This window comes from Clostridium sp. UBA1652 (assembly GCF_002320975.1).
GTDB lineage: Bacteria > Bacillota > Clostridia > Clostridiales > Clostridiaceae > Clostridium_T > Clostridium_T intestinale.
Genome location: NZ_DCLI01000085.1, coordinates 106,990 through 123,233, shown reverse-complemented (window position 1 = coordinate 123,233; position 16,244 = coordinate 106,990). Strand labels below are relative to the sequence as shown.

15 protein-coding genes are annotated in these 16,244 nt (G+C 30.5%); 3 read left to right on the top strand and 12 right to left on the bottom strand.

The features are described 5' to 3' along the window. Positions 1-9: 9 nt before the first annotated feature. The 4 genes from B3N22_RS18460 to B3N22_RS18445 form a co-directional block, all read right to left on the bottom strand. Positions 10-1,140, bottom strand: a complete 1,131-nt coding sequence (locus tag B3N22_RS18460) for an iron-containing alcohol dehydrogenase (RefSeq protein WP_286909391.1) — start codon at positions 1,138-1,140, stop codon at positions 10-12. Between the two features lie 145 nt (positions 1,141-1,285). Further along, positions 1,286-2,491, bottom strand: coding sequence for an MFS transporter (locus B3N22_RS18455; protein WP_286909389.1), 1,206 nt, complete (start codon positions 2,489-2,491; stop codon positions 1,286-1,288). A 157-nt stretch (positions 2,492-2,648) separates the two neighbouring features. Then, the gene (locus tag B3N22_RS18450; protein WP_286909387.1) at positions 2,649-3,338 is read right to left on the bottom strand and encodes a response regulator transcription factor; all 690 of its coding nucleotides are present in this window, start codon (positions 3,336-3,338) and stop codon (positions 2,649-2,651) included. A 3-nt stretch (positions 3,339-3,341) separates the two neighbouring features. Next, positions 3,342-4,670 (bottom strand): sensor histidine kinase, encoded by a 1,329-nt coding sequence (locus B3N22_RS18445; RefSeq protein WP_286909385.1) that lies wholly within the window; start codon positions 4,668-4,670, stop codon positions 3,342-3,344. Positions 4,671-4,879: 209 nt separating this feature from the next. Here B3N22_RS18445 and B3N22_RS18440 point away from each other — a divergent pair, with 209 nt between their 5' ends. Together B3N22_RS18440 and B3N22_RS18435 are read left to right on the top strand one after the other, a co-directional pair. Next, positions 4,880-5,794, top strand: coding sequence for an ABC transporter ATP-binding protein (locus tag B3N22_RS18440; RefSeq protein WP_286909383.1), 915 nt, complete (start codon positions 4,880-4,882; stop codon positions 5,792-5,794). Next, on the top strand, positions 5,794-6,618 hold the full coding sequence (locus B3N22_RS18435) for an ABC transporter permease (RefSeq protein ID WP_073017488.1): 825 nt from the start codon (positions 5,794-5,796) through the stop codon (positions 6,616-6,618). The genes B3N22_RS18440 and B3N22_RS18435 overlap by 1 nt, the downstream gene beginning before the upstream one ends. A gap of 156 nt (positions 6,619-6,774) precedes the next feature. On the opposite strand, the gene B3N22_RS18430 is transcribed toward B3N22_RS18435, so the two are convergent. Further along, the gene (locus B3N22_RS18430) at positions 6,775-7,821 is read right to left on the bottom strand and encodes a radical SAM/SPASM domain-containing protein (RefSeq protein ID WP_286909481.1); all 1,047 of its coding nucleotides are present in this window, start codon (positions 7,819-7,821) and stop codon (positions 6,775-6,777) included. A gap of 209 nt (positions 7,822-8,030) precedes the next feature. On the opposite strand from B3N22_RS18430, the gene zupT reads away from it, so the two are divergent. Next, the gene (gene zupT, locus B3N22_RS18425; protein WP_286909380.1) at positions 8,031-8,828 is read left to right on the top strand and encodes a zinc transporter ZupT; all 798 of its coding nucleotides are present in this window, start codon (positions 8,031-8,033) and stop codon (positions 8,826-8,828) included. Between the two features lie 40 nt (positions 8,829-8,868). Here the strand turns inward: zupT and B3N22_RS18420 are convergent, their stop codons facing one another. From B3N22_RS18420 to B3N22_RS18390, 7 genes are all read right to left on the bottom strand, one after another. After that, positions 8,869-9,621 carry a DUF5643 domain-containing protein gene (locus B3N22_RS18420; RefSeq protein WP_286909378.1) on the bottom strand — a complete coding sequence of 251 codons (753 nt, stop codon included), beginning with the start codon at positions 9,619-9,621 and terminating at the stop codon, positions 8,869-8,871. Positions 9,622-9,641: 20 nt separating this feature from the next. Further along, a complete protein-coding gene (locus tag B3N22_RS18415) occupies positions 9,642-10,016 on the bottom strand; it encodes a sigma-70 family RNA polymerase sigma factor (protein ID WP_286909376.1) in 375 nt (124 codons plus the stop codon). 171 nt (positions 10,017-10,187) lie between these two features. After that, a complete protein-coding gene (locus B3N22_RS18410; RefSeq protein ID WP_286909374.1) occupies positions 10,188-11,066 on the bottom strand; it encodes a polysaccharide deacetylase family protein in 879 nt (292 codons plus the stop codon). Between the two features lie 145 nt (positions 11,067-11,211). After that, positions 11,212-12,420 carry an L-lactate MFS transporter gene (locus B3N22_RS18405; protein WP_286909372.1) on the bottom strand — a complete coding sequence of 403 codons (1,209 nt, stop codon included), beginning with the start codon at positions 12,418-12,420 and terminating at the stop codon, positions 11,212-11,214. A 381-nt stretch (positions 12,421-12,801) separates the two neighbouring features. After that, positions 12,802-13,524 carry a LytR/AlgR family response regulator transcription factor gene (locus B3N22_RS18400; protein ID WP_286909370.1) on the bottom strand — a complete coding sequence of 241 codons (723 nt, stop codon included), beginning with the start codon at positions 13,522-13,524 and terminating at the stop codon, positions 12,802-12,804. After that, positions 13,499-15,175: a sensor histidine kinase gene (locus B3N22_RS18395; protein WP_286909368.1), complete on the bottom strand. Its 1,677-nt coding sequence runs from the start codon at positions 15,173-15,175 to the stop codon at positions 13,499-13,501. The genes B3N22_RS18400 and B3N22_RS18395 overlap by 26 nt, the downstream gene beginning before the upstream one ends. 115 nt (positions 15,176-15,290) lie before the next feature. Next, positions 15,291-16,142 (bottom strand): MurR/RpiR family transcriptional regulator, encoded by an 852-nt coding sequence (locus B3N22_RS18390; RefSeq protein ID WP_286909366.1) that lies wholly within the window; start codon positions 16,140-16,142, stop codon positions 15,291-15,293. Positions 16,143-16,244 lie beyond the last annotated feature (102 nt).

Genomic DNA, 16,244 nt, shown 5'->3' with positions numbered 1-16,244 from the left:
AAAATTTGTTTAAAGTGCACTATAATAAATTTCTTTAATTTCTTCTATGGTAAATTCTTTAGGATGATTTAGGATGCTTGGTTTTGAAACCTTCATACAATTATCAGCCATCCATGTAACGTCTTCCTTTTTAACTCCAAGCTCACCTAAGGTAACCTTAAGATTAAGATCTTCTAAAAGCTTATTTATAAGCTCAGAACATTCACTGGCATGACTTCCCCCTAATAACTTAGCTATATCACCATACTTCTCTATATCACTTTCCCATGACTTTTGGGCTATTACAGGCGTTAAAGCCGCAAGTCCTTTTCCATGGACAACATCATAAAGCCCACTTACCGGATGTTCAAGTCCATGAGGCGCTGTAACTCCCGCTATACCAATTACCATTCCTCCTAAAGTACTTGCCAAAGTTACCTTTTCTAATGCATCTAAATCACTAGGATCATTATAAACCTTCACTAAATTCTCAGAAAGCAGCTTCATTCCATAAAAAGCCTGTATACTGGTTAGTGGTTGACCAATCTTAGAAACATAAGCCTCCATGTTATGACAAAGAGCATCAAACCCTACTGATGCAAGTATTGCTTTCGGCATAGTCATCATAAGTTCTGGATCTATAATTGAAGCTTTTGCAATGATTGCATTAGTTCTAAGTGATTTTTTATCCTTGGTTTCAGGATTTGTAAGCACTGAAAAACTATTTCCTTCACTGCCTGTACCACATGTAGTTGGTACTAAAACTGTAGGTAAAGCTTCTGCTCCTTCCTTTAATCCAAATATATATTCAGATATATCCCCAGGATTTTTTGAGGAGAAAGCTATACTCTTGGCTGCATCCATAATACTTCCTCCACCAAGAGCTAAGATAACATCACAACCTGTTTCCTTTATTATATCTACTCCCTCATATACAGTTGTAGTTAAAGGGTTTTGTTCCACCTTATCAAAAATCTCATATTCTATATTTTCTTCCTTTAGTAAAGATATAGCTTTATCAAGTAAACCACTTTTTTTAGTACTACTTCTTCCTGTTACGATAAGTGCTTTCTTTCCATACTTGGCTACCTCTATTCCAATCTCTGAACTTCTTCCTCTTCCAAAAAGTAAATTTACAGGTAAATTATAATTAAAATTCATCATAAGACCTCCCAAACTTCATCCATAATATAAAAAAGTGCCTTTATTAATAAAATAAAGACACCTTTGTTTACACAATAATAGCATATCACTCTAAGTTATTCTATAAATCCTCTAAACAAGATTTTAGTGCAGTTTGAACAAATTAAACCCCATTATCAACTAAAGCCTTATTTTTTATAAGGAAAAAGCTTAAGATAAATAGAAATGTACCTGTTCCTATAAGTAAATATTCTATTTTAATCATATCTGCTATAGGCCCAAAGACAAGCATCCCTAAAGGCATCATAGAACTAGATATCATTCCAAACACTCCAAAAACTCTTCCTAAATAATCAGGTTCAACTTTCTCTTGTAGTAAAACTGTAGAAGGCGTATTAAACATAGGCATAACTATTCCAAAGATCCCCATAAACATTAAGTATATATAAAAGCTTGGAACTATTCCAAGGGCTATGGTGCATCCTGCCGAAACAAAACTTGAAAAAGCCATAGAGTATACCCTATTTTTAAAACCTCCCCATGAAGCCATGATGATTCCACCTAAAATCATACCTATTGAAAAGGTTATTTCTATAGCGGTTAATCTCCATACATCATTTCCAAAACTCCTAGTAACTTGAAGTGGAGTTAAAAAAGCTGCTGGCGTAAACAAGAAGAAGAAAATTGCACAAAATATAAAGAAATTTCTTACATAATGATGACCCCTTATATATGCAAGACCTTTGAGCATGTCTTCAAAATAACTTAAATCTGAATTTTCTAATGCTTTTTTATGAGCCTCAACCCTCAAGAATATCACTAAAATAGAAATACCTATAAAAGCTGTAACTATATCAATAAAGAAAATAGTTACTATTGAAGCTTTAGTTAAAAGTGCTCCACTTATCATTGGAGATACAAGCATAATTATTGATTGTATACTTCCATTTGCTGCGTTTGCTTTTGTTAATTTATCTTCTGGCACTATCTGCGGCAAAAATGCACCAACTGCAGGTGTTTGAACTCCCGCGCCTAATGCTCTAATAGCTGCTACAACAAAAAGAAGCCACATCTCTCTATATCCTAACATAAATACTATAGCTAAAATAAGTGTTGCAAGTGCAATTGCGGAATCTGCTGCTATAATAAGTTTTTTACGATCATATCTATCTGCCCATACTCCTGCAAAAGGAGATAGAAAAAATGTAGGTAAAAATCCACATATAATGTATACAGTCATCATTACTCCAGATTGAGTATTCATGGTAACATACCACATGATAGCATATTGAACTAATGATGAACCAAAAAGCGATATTGTTTGGCTAGATAAAAAAAGTACTATGTCTTTTTTCCAGTTTCTATTCATATTAATTATTCGCTCCAATCATTTAAAATTTAGAAGTGAACTGTTGTTCTTATATTATATATAAGGATAGCTGCTTTATCAAATACTTTTTAACTTTTTATGGATAAATTTTAAACAAAAAAGAACGCTGCGAGTATTCACAACATTCTTCTCTCTTCTATAATTTAAATCTATATCCTGTTCCCCATAATGTCTCAATAAATTCTGGATTAGAAGGATCTTTTTCAATCTTTTTTCTTATTCTTTGAATATGTACTGGTATAGTTGCAGTATCACCATAAAACTCATCTCCCCAGATTTTATCAAAGATATGCTCCTTGGTAAACACCACATTAGGATTTGAAGCTAAAAGTAATAAAACTGAATATTCCTTTGAAGTCATCTGAATTTCTTTTCCATAAACCAAAACTCTGTGAGATGAAGTATTTATCTCTAGTCCTCCATGGCTTATTATTTCAGAAGAGCTTTTGTCATTTCCCTTAAGTCTTTCATATCTATTTATGTGGGATTTCACTCTAGCTGTAAGTTCAGCTGGGCTAAAAGGTTTTGTTAAATAATCATCTGCTCCAAAGTCAAGCCCTCTTATTTTATCTATATCCTCACTTCTTGCAGATACAACTATTATAGGAATCTCATACTTTTTTCTAACTTCTTTTATTATTTCATAACCATCTACATTGGGAAGCATTAAATCTACTATTATTAAGTCATATCTACCTTCTAAGGCGAGTTTAAGTCCCTTTGCTCCATCAGTAATAATTTCTGATTTATATCCATTAAGCTGAAGATAATCTCTTTCCATCTCAGCTATATTTATATCATCTTCAATAATTAAAATTTCTCTCATCTCTTACTCTCCTTCTTCTATGGGAAGTGTTATAGTAAAACAAGTTCCTTCATTCATCTTACTTTCAGCCTTTATACTTCCTCCATGAGCATCAACTAATTCCTTAGATATAGCTAAACCTAACCCAGTGCTCATTAAGTCTTTAGTTCTAGCATAATCTATTCTATAAAATCTATCAAATATATAAGGAAGTTTTTCCTCTGGGATTCCCTCTCCATTATCCTTTATATCAATATTTATAAAACCATTATTAACATATAGCTCAACATCTATCTTAGTTTCTTTATTGGAATTATCGTTAATTCCATCTGTAGGTGCGTATTTCACTGCATTTCCTATAATATTTCTAAAAACCTGATGTATCCTTTTTCTGTCTATTTTAACTATTAGCTCTTCTCTTATTTTACTTTCATAACTAAAGTATATATTTTTGTCTTCCAGTTCAAACTGAAATTCTTCCATTAAATCTCCCATAAAGTTTCCTATATTTATTAATTCAAAATTAAACTCTAACTTCTGCATATCAAGCTTTGAAAACAAAAATAAATCATCTATAAGCTTATTCATATAACCAGCATTATTATATATTATCTGATTATATTTCTTTATGGTTTCTTTCGGTAAATCTTCAGTATAGGCCATAGTTTCAATATATCCTTGAATAGAGGTTATTGGAGTTTTTAAATCATGTGAAATATTGGCTATAAGAAGTTTTCTATTTTTCTCATACTCTTTTTTTAATTCTTCACCCTCTTTAAGCCTTTTTGCCATTTCGTTAAAGGATTTTATAACCATATCAACTTCACTATTTTCCTCACAAGCAACATTAATCCCATAATTTCCTTTAGCTATCTCCACAACTCCCTCATTTAAATGTTGAAGTGGAACTAAAATTCTTTTCTCTATACTAGCTAAAAATAATATCTGACCAATTCCTCCAAGTAAAATTAATGACATATAGATAACTCCTATAGCACTAAATCCTATATATCTAAATAACACATAACATATAACTAAATTAAATACTAAGAAAAAAAACCTGGTGTACTTAACTTTAGAATAATACCACTGAAATCCCCTATTGTTTCTATGTATCCTTTCAAGGCTCTTCTTAAAATTCTTCTCTATCCTATGTTTCTCCTCATGTCGTTCCCTATTAGTTAGATAATCTTTTTTAGTAAGTTCCTCAACGTCTTTTTGATATTCTCTAAACAATTCAAAAGAGTCTAAATTAGTTTTTATATTCCTAAGATCCTCTTCAGCATGATACTGTATATGCCTATTGAACTTTATCTCAAGAGATTTTTTCAAGTTTTTTAATTTTTTCTTCATTATATATGCTCCTAGATTTAATAGTATTAACCTTATTTTACATCTAACTCTTAAACATATTTTAACGTATTTATAAAGAAAGTATAAAGTGAATTTCTATTTAAAAATTATTTATATTTGTTTATAAATTTTTTATAGCTCTTTTAAATGAAGTTTAAACCTGTCCATTAATATAAACCTGTAAGAAAAATTCTAGGAGGAAAAAACTAATGGCAAATATTATTGAAGTAAAAAATTTCACAAAACAATTTGGAGAATTTACAGCTGTAGACAATATATCTTTTGAGGTTGAAGAAGGAAGTATATTTGCATTCTTAGGACCAAATGGTGCTGGAAAAAGTACAACCATAAACACACTATGTACCATCATAGATAAAACTGATGGTACCTTAACCATAAATGGAAATGAGGTATCTAAGGAAAAAGGAAAGGTTAGACGTGATATTGGAATAGTATTTCAAGATTCAACTTTAGATAATAAACTAACTGTAGAAGAGAACTTAAAATTTCATTGTGAATTTTACAATGTACCAAAGGAAGACATTCAAAACAGAATAAACTTTGTATTAAACTTAGTAGATCTTGAATCTTGGAGAAAAGCTCCTATAAATAGCCTTTCTGGAGGTATGAAAAGAAGAGTAGAAATAGCAAGAGGACTAGTTCATTACCCTAAAGTTTTATTTCTAGATGAACCTACTACAGGTCTTGACCCTCAAACAAGAGCGAACATCTGGGAATACATATACAAGCTTCAAAAACAAAAAAACATCACTATCTTCTTAACAACTCATTACATGGATGAAGCTGAAATATGTGACAAGGTGGCTATCATGGATCATGGTAAAATAGTTGCTTTTGATACACCTAATAATCTTAAAAAAGAACACACAGGACTTGTAACTAAAATAGGTGTATCAAAGGTATATGATTTTGTTGAGTATCTAAAAATGAACCATATAAAGTATAAACAGGAAGAAACCATGTTTACCCTATACTCAAACAACTTAAAGAAAATAATAGAACTAACATCTAATTTTAAAGATATAATCACAGATCTAGAAACTACTAAAGGTACACTTAACGATGTATTTTTAGCTATAACAGGAAAGGAGATAAGAGCATAATGCGTGGAATGACTGCTATTTTAAAAAGAAATCTAATAAACTTTACAAGGAACAAAACTCAACTTATATTCTCAATAGTTATGCCTTTATTTATGCTTTTTGTTTTCTCATTTGTTATGAAACCAACAACAGCTGATATCAGTCAGCCTATCAACTATTTGATATCAGGCATAATAATAATGTCAGTTTTTCAATCTTCCTTAAGTAACTCTACTAATATATTAGAAGATATATCAATGGGGTTCATGAAGGAAATCATAGTCTCACCTATAGAAAGATGGAAAATCTCTATTGGACAAGTACTATCATCAACTATCATAGCTGTTATTCAAGGTCTTTTGATTATCATAATTGCATTATTCATGGGTCTCACACTTGATGCACCTCAATTTATTCAAATGATAGCTGTGATGACCCTAGTAGGTATAACCTTCAGTTCCATGGGCCTATTCTTAGCAACTGTTGCTAAGAAATCAACTACTTTCCAAGTTATGATTACTGCATTTACTTTACCATTAACCTTTTTGTCAGGCGCTTATATACCTACAACCATTATGCCAAAAATCCTTAGACCTTTTGTATACATAAATCCATTAACCTACACAACATCTATATTCAGATATATAGCTTTAAAAATGAATGATCTATCAACAGCTGAACTTGTAAAAGAAGGAGTTTCTTTTGATATTCATGGTTTCATAGTTGGGCCCTTCACAGGAATACTAATCATAATCATCATGGGCCTTATCTTCTTCTCACTATGCGTATATAAATTCAATAAGGCAGACTTTTCAGATGTTAAAGTATTTAACCCTGAAAGATAGTCATATATAAATATCAAAGGCCCAAGTTCATGAAACTTGGGCTTATGTTTTTATGATGGGCCTCTTTATGGGCCTTTTATATTTTCTTATATTCTCACTATCTTAAACCACCAATATATGAAACATTTAATATTTCCTCCTAAAAAATTAAATACCTTAACCAAGCATCTCTTTAACTTCACTTTCTTTCTGAAATAATAGACATCCTCCATCATGTTCTCCCATAAGCATTCCTGTTTCATTAAGCTTTCTAAACAAGGGTGATTTTAATGCTGCCCTCAATGAATGTTCCTTAAGGTTTATATCTGAATAAGGTGAAAATGGACATGGTTCTGCTGAGCCATTAACATTTATATGAAAGAAACCTCTTCCAGCAGCTAAACATCCACCTGAATATTTCTCATCTCCTGGGAAGGATATAAACACTGCATCTTCATAACTTGCTCTTAGTTCTTGCTGCTTAATTTCTAATATTTCACGTTCTAAATTAGTTGGAGCAAGATACTTGGTTTCCTCTATTACAGGAACATACTCAACAAAAACTACAGCTCTACAACCTTTGTCATATAATTTTTGAAAGAATTCCTTGCTAGTTACTGTATTTACATTCTCTGTAGTTACTGTAACGGATGCTCCATACAAAAGACCAGCATCTTTTAAGGTATCCATTGCTTTCATTATAGTATTGTAAGTTCCAAACCCTCTTCTATTATCTGTCTGCTCCCTATCCCCTTCAATACTTATGATAGGTACAAGATTTCTATTTTTATCAAACAACTTTAAATTATCTTCTCTAAACAAAGTTCCATTTGTAAACACAGGGAAAATTATTTCCTTAATCTCAGCCGCTTTTTCTATAACATCTCTTCTCATTAAAGGCTCCCCACCAGCAAGTAATATAAATGAAACTCCCATTTCTTTTGCTTCTTTAAATAATTCTGCCCATCTTTCTGTACTCATTTGTTTATTCTCTAAGCCTTCACCACAAGATTTATTTTCTCTAGCATAACAACCCTTACAAAATAAATTACAGTTACTTGATATACTTGAAATTAAGAAAGCTGGAACATTCTCTCCTTTTTCTATAAAAGCTTCCCTTCTCTTTTTAGCTTCTTTACTTGCTAAAGCATATTTAACCACAAAAGCAGTTTCCTTTGGATTTTTAAGAGAAGCTTTAACTATTCCCTTAACTATATTCTCTATCCCATTACTAACATAATCCGATAATAAGTTTTTCTAAATCTTTTCATTTTAAAGCTATTTTAACATATAATTTTAACTATAATGATTTACCTTTTATAAAATTTATAATATACTATAAATATAAATATCATATCAATTGATATTCATTTTCATTATGTAAGATTGTAATTTGAGATTATATATATTATCACTTTAAAGGAGGACGATACATGAATAACGTTTTATTTGCTTTTGGACTAACACTTTTTGCTGGTTTATGTACTGGCATAGGAAGTGCGTTAGCCTTTTTCACAAAAAAGACAAACACAAAATTTTTATCTATAAGCCTTGGTTTTTCAGCTGGAGTCATGATTTATGTTTCTATGATTGAAATATTTTTTAAGGCCAAAGATGCTCTTGTAGCTGAACTAGGATTAAAGTCTGGTTCCTGGGCTACTGTTGGTGCATTTTTCGGTGGAATGTTTATAATAGCACTTATTGACAAGCTTATCCCAAGTGGAGAGAATCCTCACGAAGTTCATTCAGTTGAGGATATAAACGACAAAACCTCAGACCCAAAATTACTAAGGATGGGAATATTCACAGCACTAGCTGTAGGTATTCACAATTTTCCAGAAGGGCTTGCTACTTTTATATCAGCTCTTCAACAGCCATCTATAGCTATACCAATAGCTGTAGCCATAGCAATTCATAATATTCCGGAAGGAATAGCTGTATCTGTTCCAGTATATTATGCAACAGGGGACAGAAAAAAAGCTTTCTTCTATTCATTCCTATCTGGACTTTCTGAACCTATAGGCGCATTGATTGGATATTTAGTATTAATGCCATTTATAAATGACTTTGTATTTGGAATAATTTTTGCAGGAGTTGCTGGAATAATGGTATTTATATCTTTAGATGAACTACTTCCTTCAGCACAAAAGTATGGCGAACATCATCTATCCATATACGGCTTAGTAGCTGGTATGATAGTTATGGCAGTAAGTTTATTGCTATTTATATAAGAAAAGACCGTGTACTGGTTTGAGTATACGGTCTTTCTTTCTATTTACTTAGATCAATATCTATTCTATATCTATCATCAATTTCAGGTTCTGTAATCATAGGTATAGCAATCTTATATTTTTTATTCTTATCAACAGCTGGTAGTTTTATTGAAACAATTTTTTCTGCTTGATTCTCCATTACAGCTCTATCTCCATCTTCTGCTCTTTCAGTGTCTTTATAATCTTCATCCAAAATTACAGCCTCATTAATGTTACCATAATCGTAAGCTCCATTTCCTTCTAACTTAAAGGTTAATTTCGTATATTCATGTGTAACTTCAATATTCTTTATTGTAACTGAATTATTATCACTAACTTTTATCGTTTGGTTAATAAGATTTTCCATAGGTACAAACTCCCTATTCTTGTCAATGTTGTATACATGGATTACTTCATCTAGTGCATATCCCTTTGACTTCTCTTCTTGTGTTACAGGTCTGCTTTTAGTTATAACTTCCTGCTTATCACTTTGATTGTTTTTTGTAGTTTGTAGTATTGGATATGAAAATCCATTAACATCTTGCCTCTTTTTTCCCCATTCCTTAAACACCGGAACTACAGTTAATGATTCAACAGTGGATAGATCATCAAATATCTCTATCTTTCCTTCATTTGTATTATCATATTTTCCTGAATAATTTATGGTGTTTCCTAAGGGACTTATGGTCATTTTATCAAGAGTTAATGTACTATTTGGTATTTTTATGTTTTTATCTAGGTTTATAACTTTAGAATTAGAAACATTGTTCATTTTGCTTACATTAAATGTAACTATTTATCTTCAAGCTTGTCTACATAGTTTATAATATCTAATCGTTCTTCTAATTTTTGATTTTCATGATAATTTGTATCCTTTTTTACTACCTTTTCTATTTCAATAATTCTTTTCTCTTTTTTTATTACATCTAAAGCATTGTTTATCAAAATTCTTGTTATCCAAGTTTTAAAATATTCAGGCTTCTTTAATTTTTCTATAGATATATACGCTTTATAAATAGTTTCTTGAAGAACATCTAATGCATTCTCTTCATTTTTCACGTAACTATAGGCTGTCCTATAAAGATTCTCTTTAAAAGTATTTATTAAATACTCAAAGGACTCTTCATCTCCCTTAATTGCTAGTTTAACTCTATCATCTAAATTCATTATTATGCTCCTTAAACTCAAAACTCCTTCTACCTTTATATCGTAGCTACAACTATTAGACAAGTAATTTTTCAAAAAGGTTTTATTTATTTTAATCAAATTTCCATTTTAATTTTCATTATTAAAAAAGCAGCAAAATCACTCTAGATTTTACTGCCTTCTTATATACTTTCAAATTAATGTATGAAATTCATATCCTTCACTTCTTAGTTTATTTATGATTTCTGGTAGCGCCTCTGCTGTAGCTTCTTTTCCATATGTATCATGCATTAAAACAACTAGATTACCATCTCCAGCAACCTTTGTTTTTGTTTCATTAAAAACATCTATGAGTCCGTCTTTACTTTTGGGTTTTCCTTCTGCATCTCCCACGATACAATTCCAATCTATGTAGGAATAACCTTTTTGAGCTAGAATTTTTTCCATCTCAGATAGCCCCTTCCATGAGTAGCTTCCTCCTGGAAAACGAATTACTCTCGTTCTATATTTTTCTCCTAATTCTCCTATGATTAGATTATTAGTTTTTTCTATTTCACCTATAAATGTATTGATATCAATTTTACCACCAGGATATAGTTTTTTATAGTTATGAGAATATGTATGAGCCCCTATTGCATTCCCTTCTATTACTATCCTTTTTAATATTTCTTTAGATTTATCTGATTTATTTAACTCATTTCCAACTATAAAAAAAGTACCATTAACTTTATTTTCCTTAAGTATGTCTAAAATTTTAGGAGTTACAGTTACTGATGGGCCATCGTCAAATGTAAGATATGCAACCTTTTTTTCCAAACTTTTAAAATTTCCAGACTTTAGCATGTTCATTACAGCCATGCTGTCAGAAAAGATACCCATATCTTGATATGCCGATTCTATACTTTCACTAATACCATCGGTGTACAATTCTTTAGAAAAATTAGTTATTATCTTTTCTTTAAGGTTAGTATAATTATAAATAAAAAATGCTACAGCTAAAATAATTATTCCATAAATCAATCCCTTAACTACAATTCTATTCTTTTTCTTTTGTCTAAATATATTTTCCATTTCCCCCTCCTTGTCTTTTATTTTCTTTTCATTATTTATTATGCTTTAAAACTGTTGTATTATTTAACTTTATTGACATTCCCTCTATTTTACAGAAAAAAGACAATCACTTTTTAAAATGATTGTCTTTTTCTATATTATTAAATTAAGAGGCTTGTCTAACTGCCTTAAGTTTCTCAATATTTTTTCTACCCTTTTGTGGTACTTTTATTAAAGCAATTATAACTATTGATACTATACACATAATACCTACAACTATGAATGTTGCTTTAAATCCTCCCAATGCTGAGGCTATAACCGATCCTGATATTGCTCCTATTCCAAAACCTTGATATATTATTCCATAGTTCTTAGTTTGATTATCAAGGCCAAAGAATTCTCCTACTATTGGTGGGAACACTGTTATATTTCCACCAAAACAGAAGGCAATTCCTGCAACACAAGCAAAGAATATTCCAAAGTTTAATGGCACTAAACTTAAAACCAATACCGAAATTGCTGTTACTGTAAAGGTGAAGAATATTACCTTTAATCCCCCAATTTTATCTGATAATGTTCCTAATATTATTCTTCCAGCCGTATTAAATATTGCAACCATTGCTACTGCATTTGCTGCTGTAGATGCTGATAGCCCTACCATCTCAACTCCTATATCTTTTACAATTCCTATTAGATATAGTCCGCTCATACAAGCTGTAAAAAACATTATAAATAATAAATAAGCTTCTTTAGTTCTAAGCATTTCTTTAACTGAAAAATTTCTTTCAGCTAAGTTATCACCAGTAGTTATTTTAGCTGGAGCATCTTTTAGTAATTGTGCCCCCGTAACTATTAACACCATAGCAATTATCCCCCAAATTAAGAAAGTGCTAAGAGCTCCATTTGAGTTTATAAAACTTCCATTTATATATTTAAATACCAAACTTCCTGTTCCATAGGCTCCGACAGAAAGGCCAGATATAAGCCCTTTTTTATTTGGAAACCACTTTATACAGTTAGATAGTGTAGTTATGTAAGCAGCTCCATCGGCAAATCCCACTATAATTCCTGCTGTAATATATAGCATTGAAATAGAGTTTATTCTAGATGTTAAAATAAGTCCTGTTCCTAATAGTATTCCACATATAGTTACTAATTTTTTTATTCCTAATTTCTCTTGAAGTTTACCTGCAAATAATGTTGCAAAAGCTAATGAGAAACTTGTAATTGAAAATGTCATAGACACTTTACTTAGTTCCCATCCAAACATATTAACAAGAGGCTGATTAAATAGGCTCCAAGTGTATATTGTTCCTAATCCCAACTGGGCAATTACAGTTCCTAATATTATTAGCCAAGATTTTTCCTTCCTCATTTTTAAGCATCCCCTTAATTCATTTTTATATCTCTTTTCACTTCAAATTATAGTTGAATTATTTTCTAATCTTACAAAAACGGAATGAGATGCATCAAAAACTACATTAAGTGCACTTATACCTTAATTTTGTGCATAACAAAAAAGTGGCTATCGCCACTTCGCTATATAACCCAAAAAGGAAAGTCCTTTCGAACTTTCCTTAAAATAAGCATTTCTGTATTATCTTGAGTTACTGTCATATTTCTTTAGATCATGATGAACTACGCGCAATACAGGCAGCCAAATCACTATTACTTCTTTCTAGATTCTATATTATATATAGAATTGCTAGCCACTTCTTATATTAATATATACAATTAAATTGAATTTTGTTACAATTTATATCCCCATTATCTCTTTAAATTCTTTTATATGACTTCTACTTACAGGTATTTCTTCTTCTATATCTTTTAATTTTAAGTTATAGGTATTATTAAACCAAGGTATTATTTCTTTTATCTTATTTAAGTTTACTATATATGATCTATGGCATTTAAAAAACTTATTTTTTGGTAAACCATTGTAGAATTCAGATATACTGGTATTAACTGAGTACTCTTCTTTTTTGGTATATACAAAGGTCACTCTTTCTTTTGCAACACAGTAATATATATCATCTAGATCAACCACTATTATCTTTTCATTTTTCCATAAGTTTATTTTATCTATTATACTGGTTGTTTGGCCACTGTCTTTAGGTACACTATAACCTTCTTCTAATTTTCTTAGCATAGATATTATTCTACTTTCTGAATAAGGCTTTAATATATAGTCAAAGGCCTCAACTTCAAAAGCTTCTACTGCGTGTTCCTTATATGCTGTTATAAATACTATAGCCGGCTTTTTCGAGAATTTACTCATATTTTGTGCAAGTAATACTCCATCTAAAGAAGGTATGTTTATATCTAAAAATATTACATCTACTTCATTTTGCTGAATGAATTTAAGTACCTCTATTCCATCTTCAAGCTCATCTACCACTTCTATATTACTGTAATTTTTGATAAAGTATTTAAGCTCCTCTCTTGCCAAAAACTCATCCTCTACTATTATAGCTCTCATAGCCTTCCCCCTTGATGTAAAACTCTATTTTTGTACCTTTTTCTAATCTATTTATGATAAGTCCTTCTCCATAAATAAGTTTAAGTCTTAAATGAACATTATATAATCCTATCTTATTTTCTGGAACATTATCATTATAAACTTTATCTATTATATCCTCATCTATCCCTAATCCACTGTCCTCAATAGATATTTTCACCTTGTTATCTTTATAGTTTTTTACACTAATTATAACAGTACCCTTTCCTCTATTTTTTAATATACCATGAACTATAGCATTCTCTACTAATGGTTGTATTGATAGACTTGGGATTTTTATATTAACATCATCAATATCATAGACAATGTTTAACTTATCTCCAAACCTAGCTTTTTCTATTTCAATATAGTCTTTAACTTGGCTTAACTCTTTATTTATATCTATAAACTCATCTTTAAGTTCTAGGTTAAATCTTAGATAGTTCGATAGATTTATTATAAGTTCTCTAGCTTTATCTGGATTTATCCTAATAGATGAAGCTACAGCATTTAAGGCGTTAAATAAAAAGTGAGGATTTATCTGAGTTTGAAGTGCCTTTATTTCTGCCTTATTAGCCATTTCCTTAACCTGTTCTATTTTAGAAACTTCCATTAATGTAGATATTATCTGCGAAAGTCCTATTGCAAGAGTTTGAAGCGTATAAGTTATTTTATAATTCTTTGTATAATATATTTTTAAAGTTCCTATAACTTCATTTTTCTCTTCTAGTGGAATTACAAGTGCAGACTTTAATATTCCGCTTTTATCTTGAAAATCGCTGTTTTTTATTATTATCTTTCCGCTTTTTATAGCTTCTCTAGTTGTATCAGTTATTATCTCATGCCCTATATTATAGAACTCTTCTCCAACACCAACATAAGCTAAAATATTATTTTTGTCAGTTATACCTACAGCATCTGCATGTATATCCTCTTTTATTATTGTGCATATTTTACTCAAGGACTCGCTGTTTATATTTCTAAAGTAAGGTAAGGTTTTGTTCGCAATATCCAAGGCAAGTTTAGCTTGTTTTGCTGCTATTTTCTCTTTGTCATCCTCTACGCTTTGTACCATGAGCACTATAAATCCCACACTTATCTGCCCAAAAATCATAGGGATTGCAATTTTTGATACTATATCAAGCCCTAAGGAAAATGGTTTGCTAAATACAAGTATAAGAAGCATGGTTATTGTTTCACTTAACATTCCTGCTCCTATACCAAATATCCACCTGTAATTTCTTTTAATCTTTTTATTTATATATCCAGATACTATACCAGCAACTATACTGCTTATAAGACATGGCAATGAAGTAATTCCATGTACATCTATTAAAAATCTATGTACTCCAGACACCACCCCTGTTACTATTCCTATAACTGGGCCAAAAATTATTCCTCCTGAAACTATAGTTATGGTTCTTACATTTACTAATGAACCTTCAACATTTAAACCTGTGTAGTTTGCTAAGACAGCAAACAAGCTAAAAAGCGTGCCTATAATAATGTAGTCTTTTTTCTCATAACTTTCTTTCAAGAAAATCTCTCTAAAACTCTGCAGCCTAGTTACTGCAAATATACACACAAGTAATAAAGCTGCTCTATCTACAAATTGCATTATTAAGTCATACATATCCTATCATCTCCTATTAATTACCTTACATTATACTACAAGTTAGAGTAAACATTTCAATATGCTGAATTTTCAAAATAAAAAGCCTTAGTTTCCTAAGACTTTTAAAATGATACTATATCTTATCCTCTGCAATTGAATCTTCATGCTTACTAATCCATTCATAAGCATCTCTCTTTCCTGCGGTCAGTAGTAGATATAAAGCTTCTATAACAACCATAGCTGATACTCTAGAAAAGCTGAATTCGTCTAAAAACAATTTTTCTCTTGTGGCCGTGTTTATATGATATGTACTTTTATTAGCTAGTGGAGATTTTTCGTGATTAGTTATACTGATTGTTGTAGCTCCCTTTTCATTTGCAATATCCAATAAAGTTACAAGTTTTTTTGATGATCCAGAATTTGATATTGCAATTACTACATCGTTTTCTGTTAATGTGTAGGTGTAGGCAAGTTGAGTTTCCCATATGGTATTTACAACTGAAGATATTCCTAATTGATTAAATTTATAGGCTCCATCCATAGCTACAGGTATGGTATTTCCTACAGCAGTAAATTGAACTATTCTAGCATTTTTAATTATTTCTAAAATCTCTTTTATTATATCTCCATTCATCATTGATATGGTCTGTTTCAATTCTTCAATTTTATTTGCTAATATATTTTGAAGGGATTGCTCTATATTATTTGTATCTAAGTCATTAGATATATTAGTTTCCTCTAAACTTACCATTTCCTTTGCAATACTTATTTTAAGATCGTGAAAACCTCTAAAATCACATTTTTTACAGAATCTTATTATAGTGGCTTCACTGACATTACTTTTATTTGCTAACTCTGAAACGGTCATTTCAATAACCTTTTCGCTATTATTTATAACATAATCTGCAATCTTCTTTTCTGCTTCAAATAAATTTCCATAAACTGATAATATTTTATCTAAAACACTTTTATCTATATTTTTCAAGCCCTTATACTCCTTTACTTAATTTAATTGTAATAACTAATTATACATAAACTCATAATATTATAGTTATAAATTTCAGTCAATATAGTAATGCAAAAATAA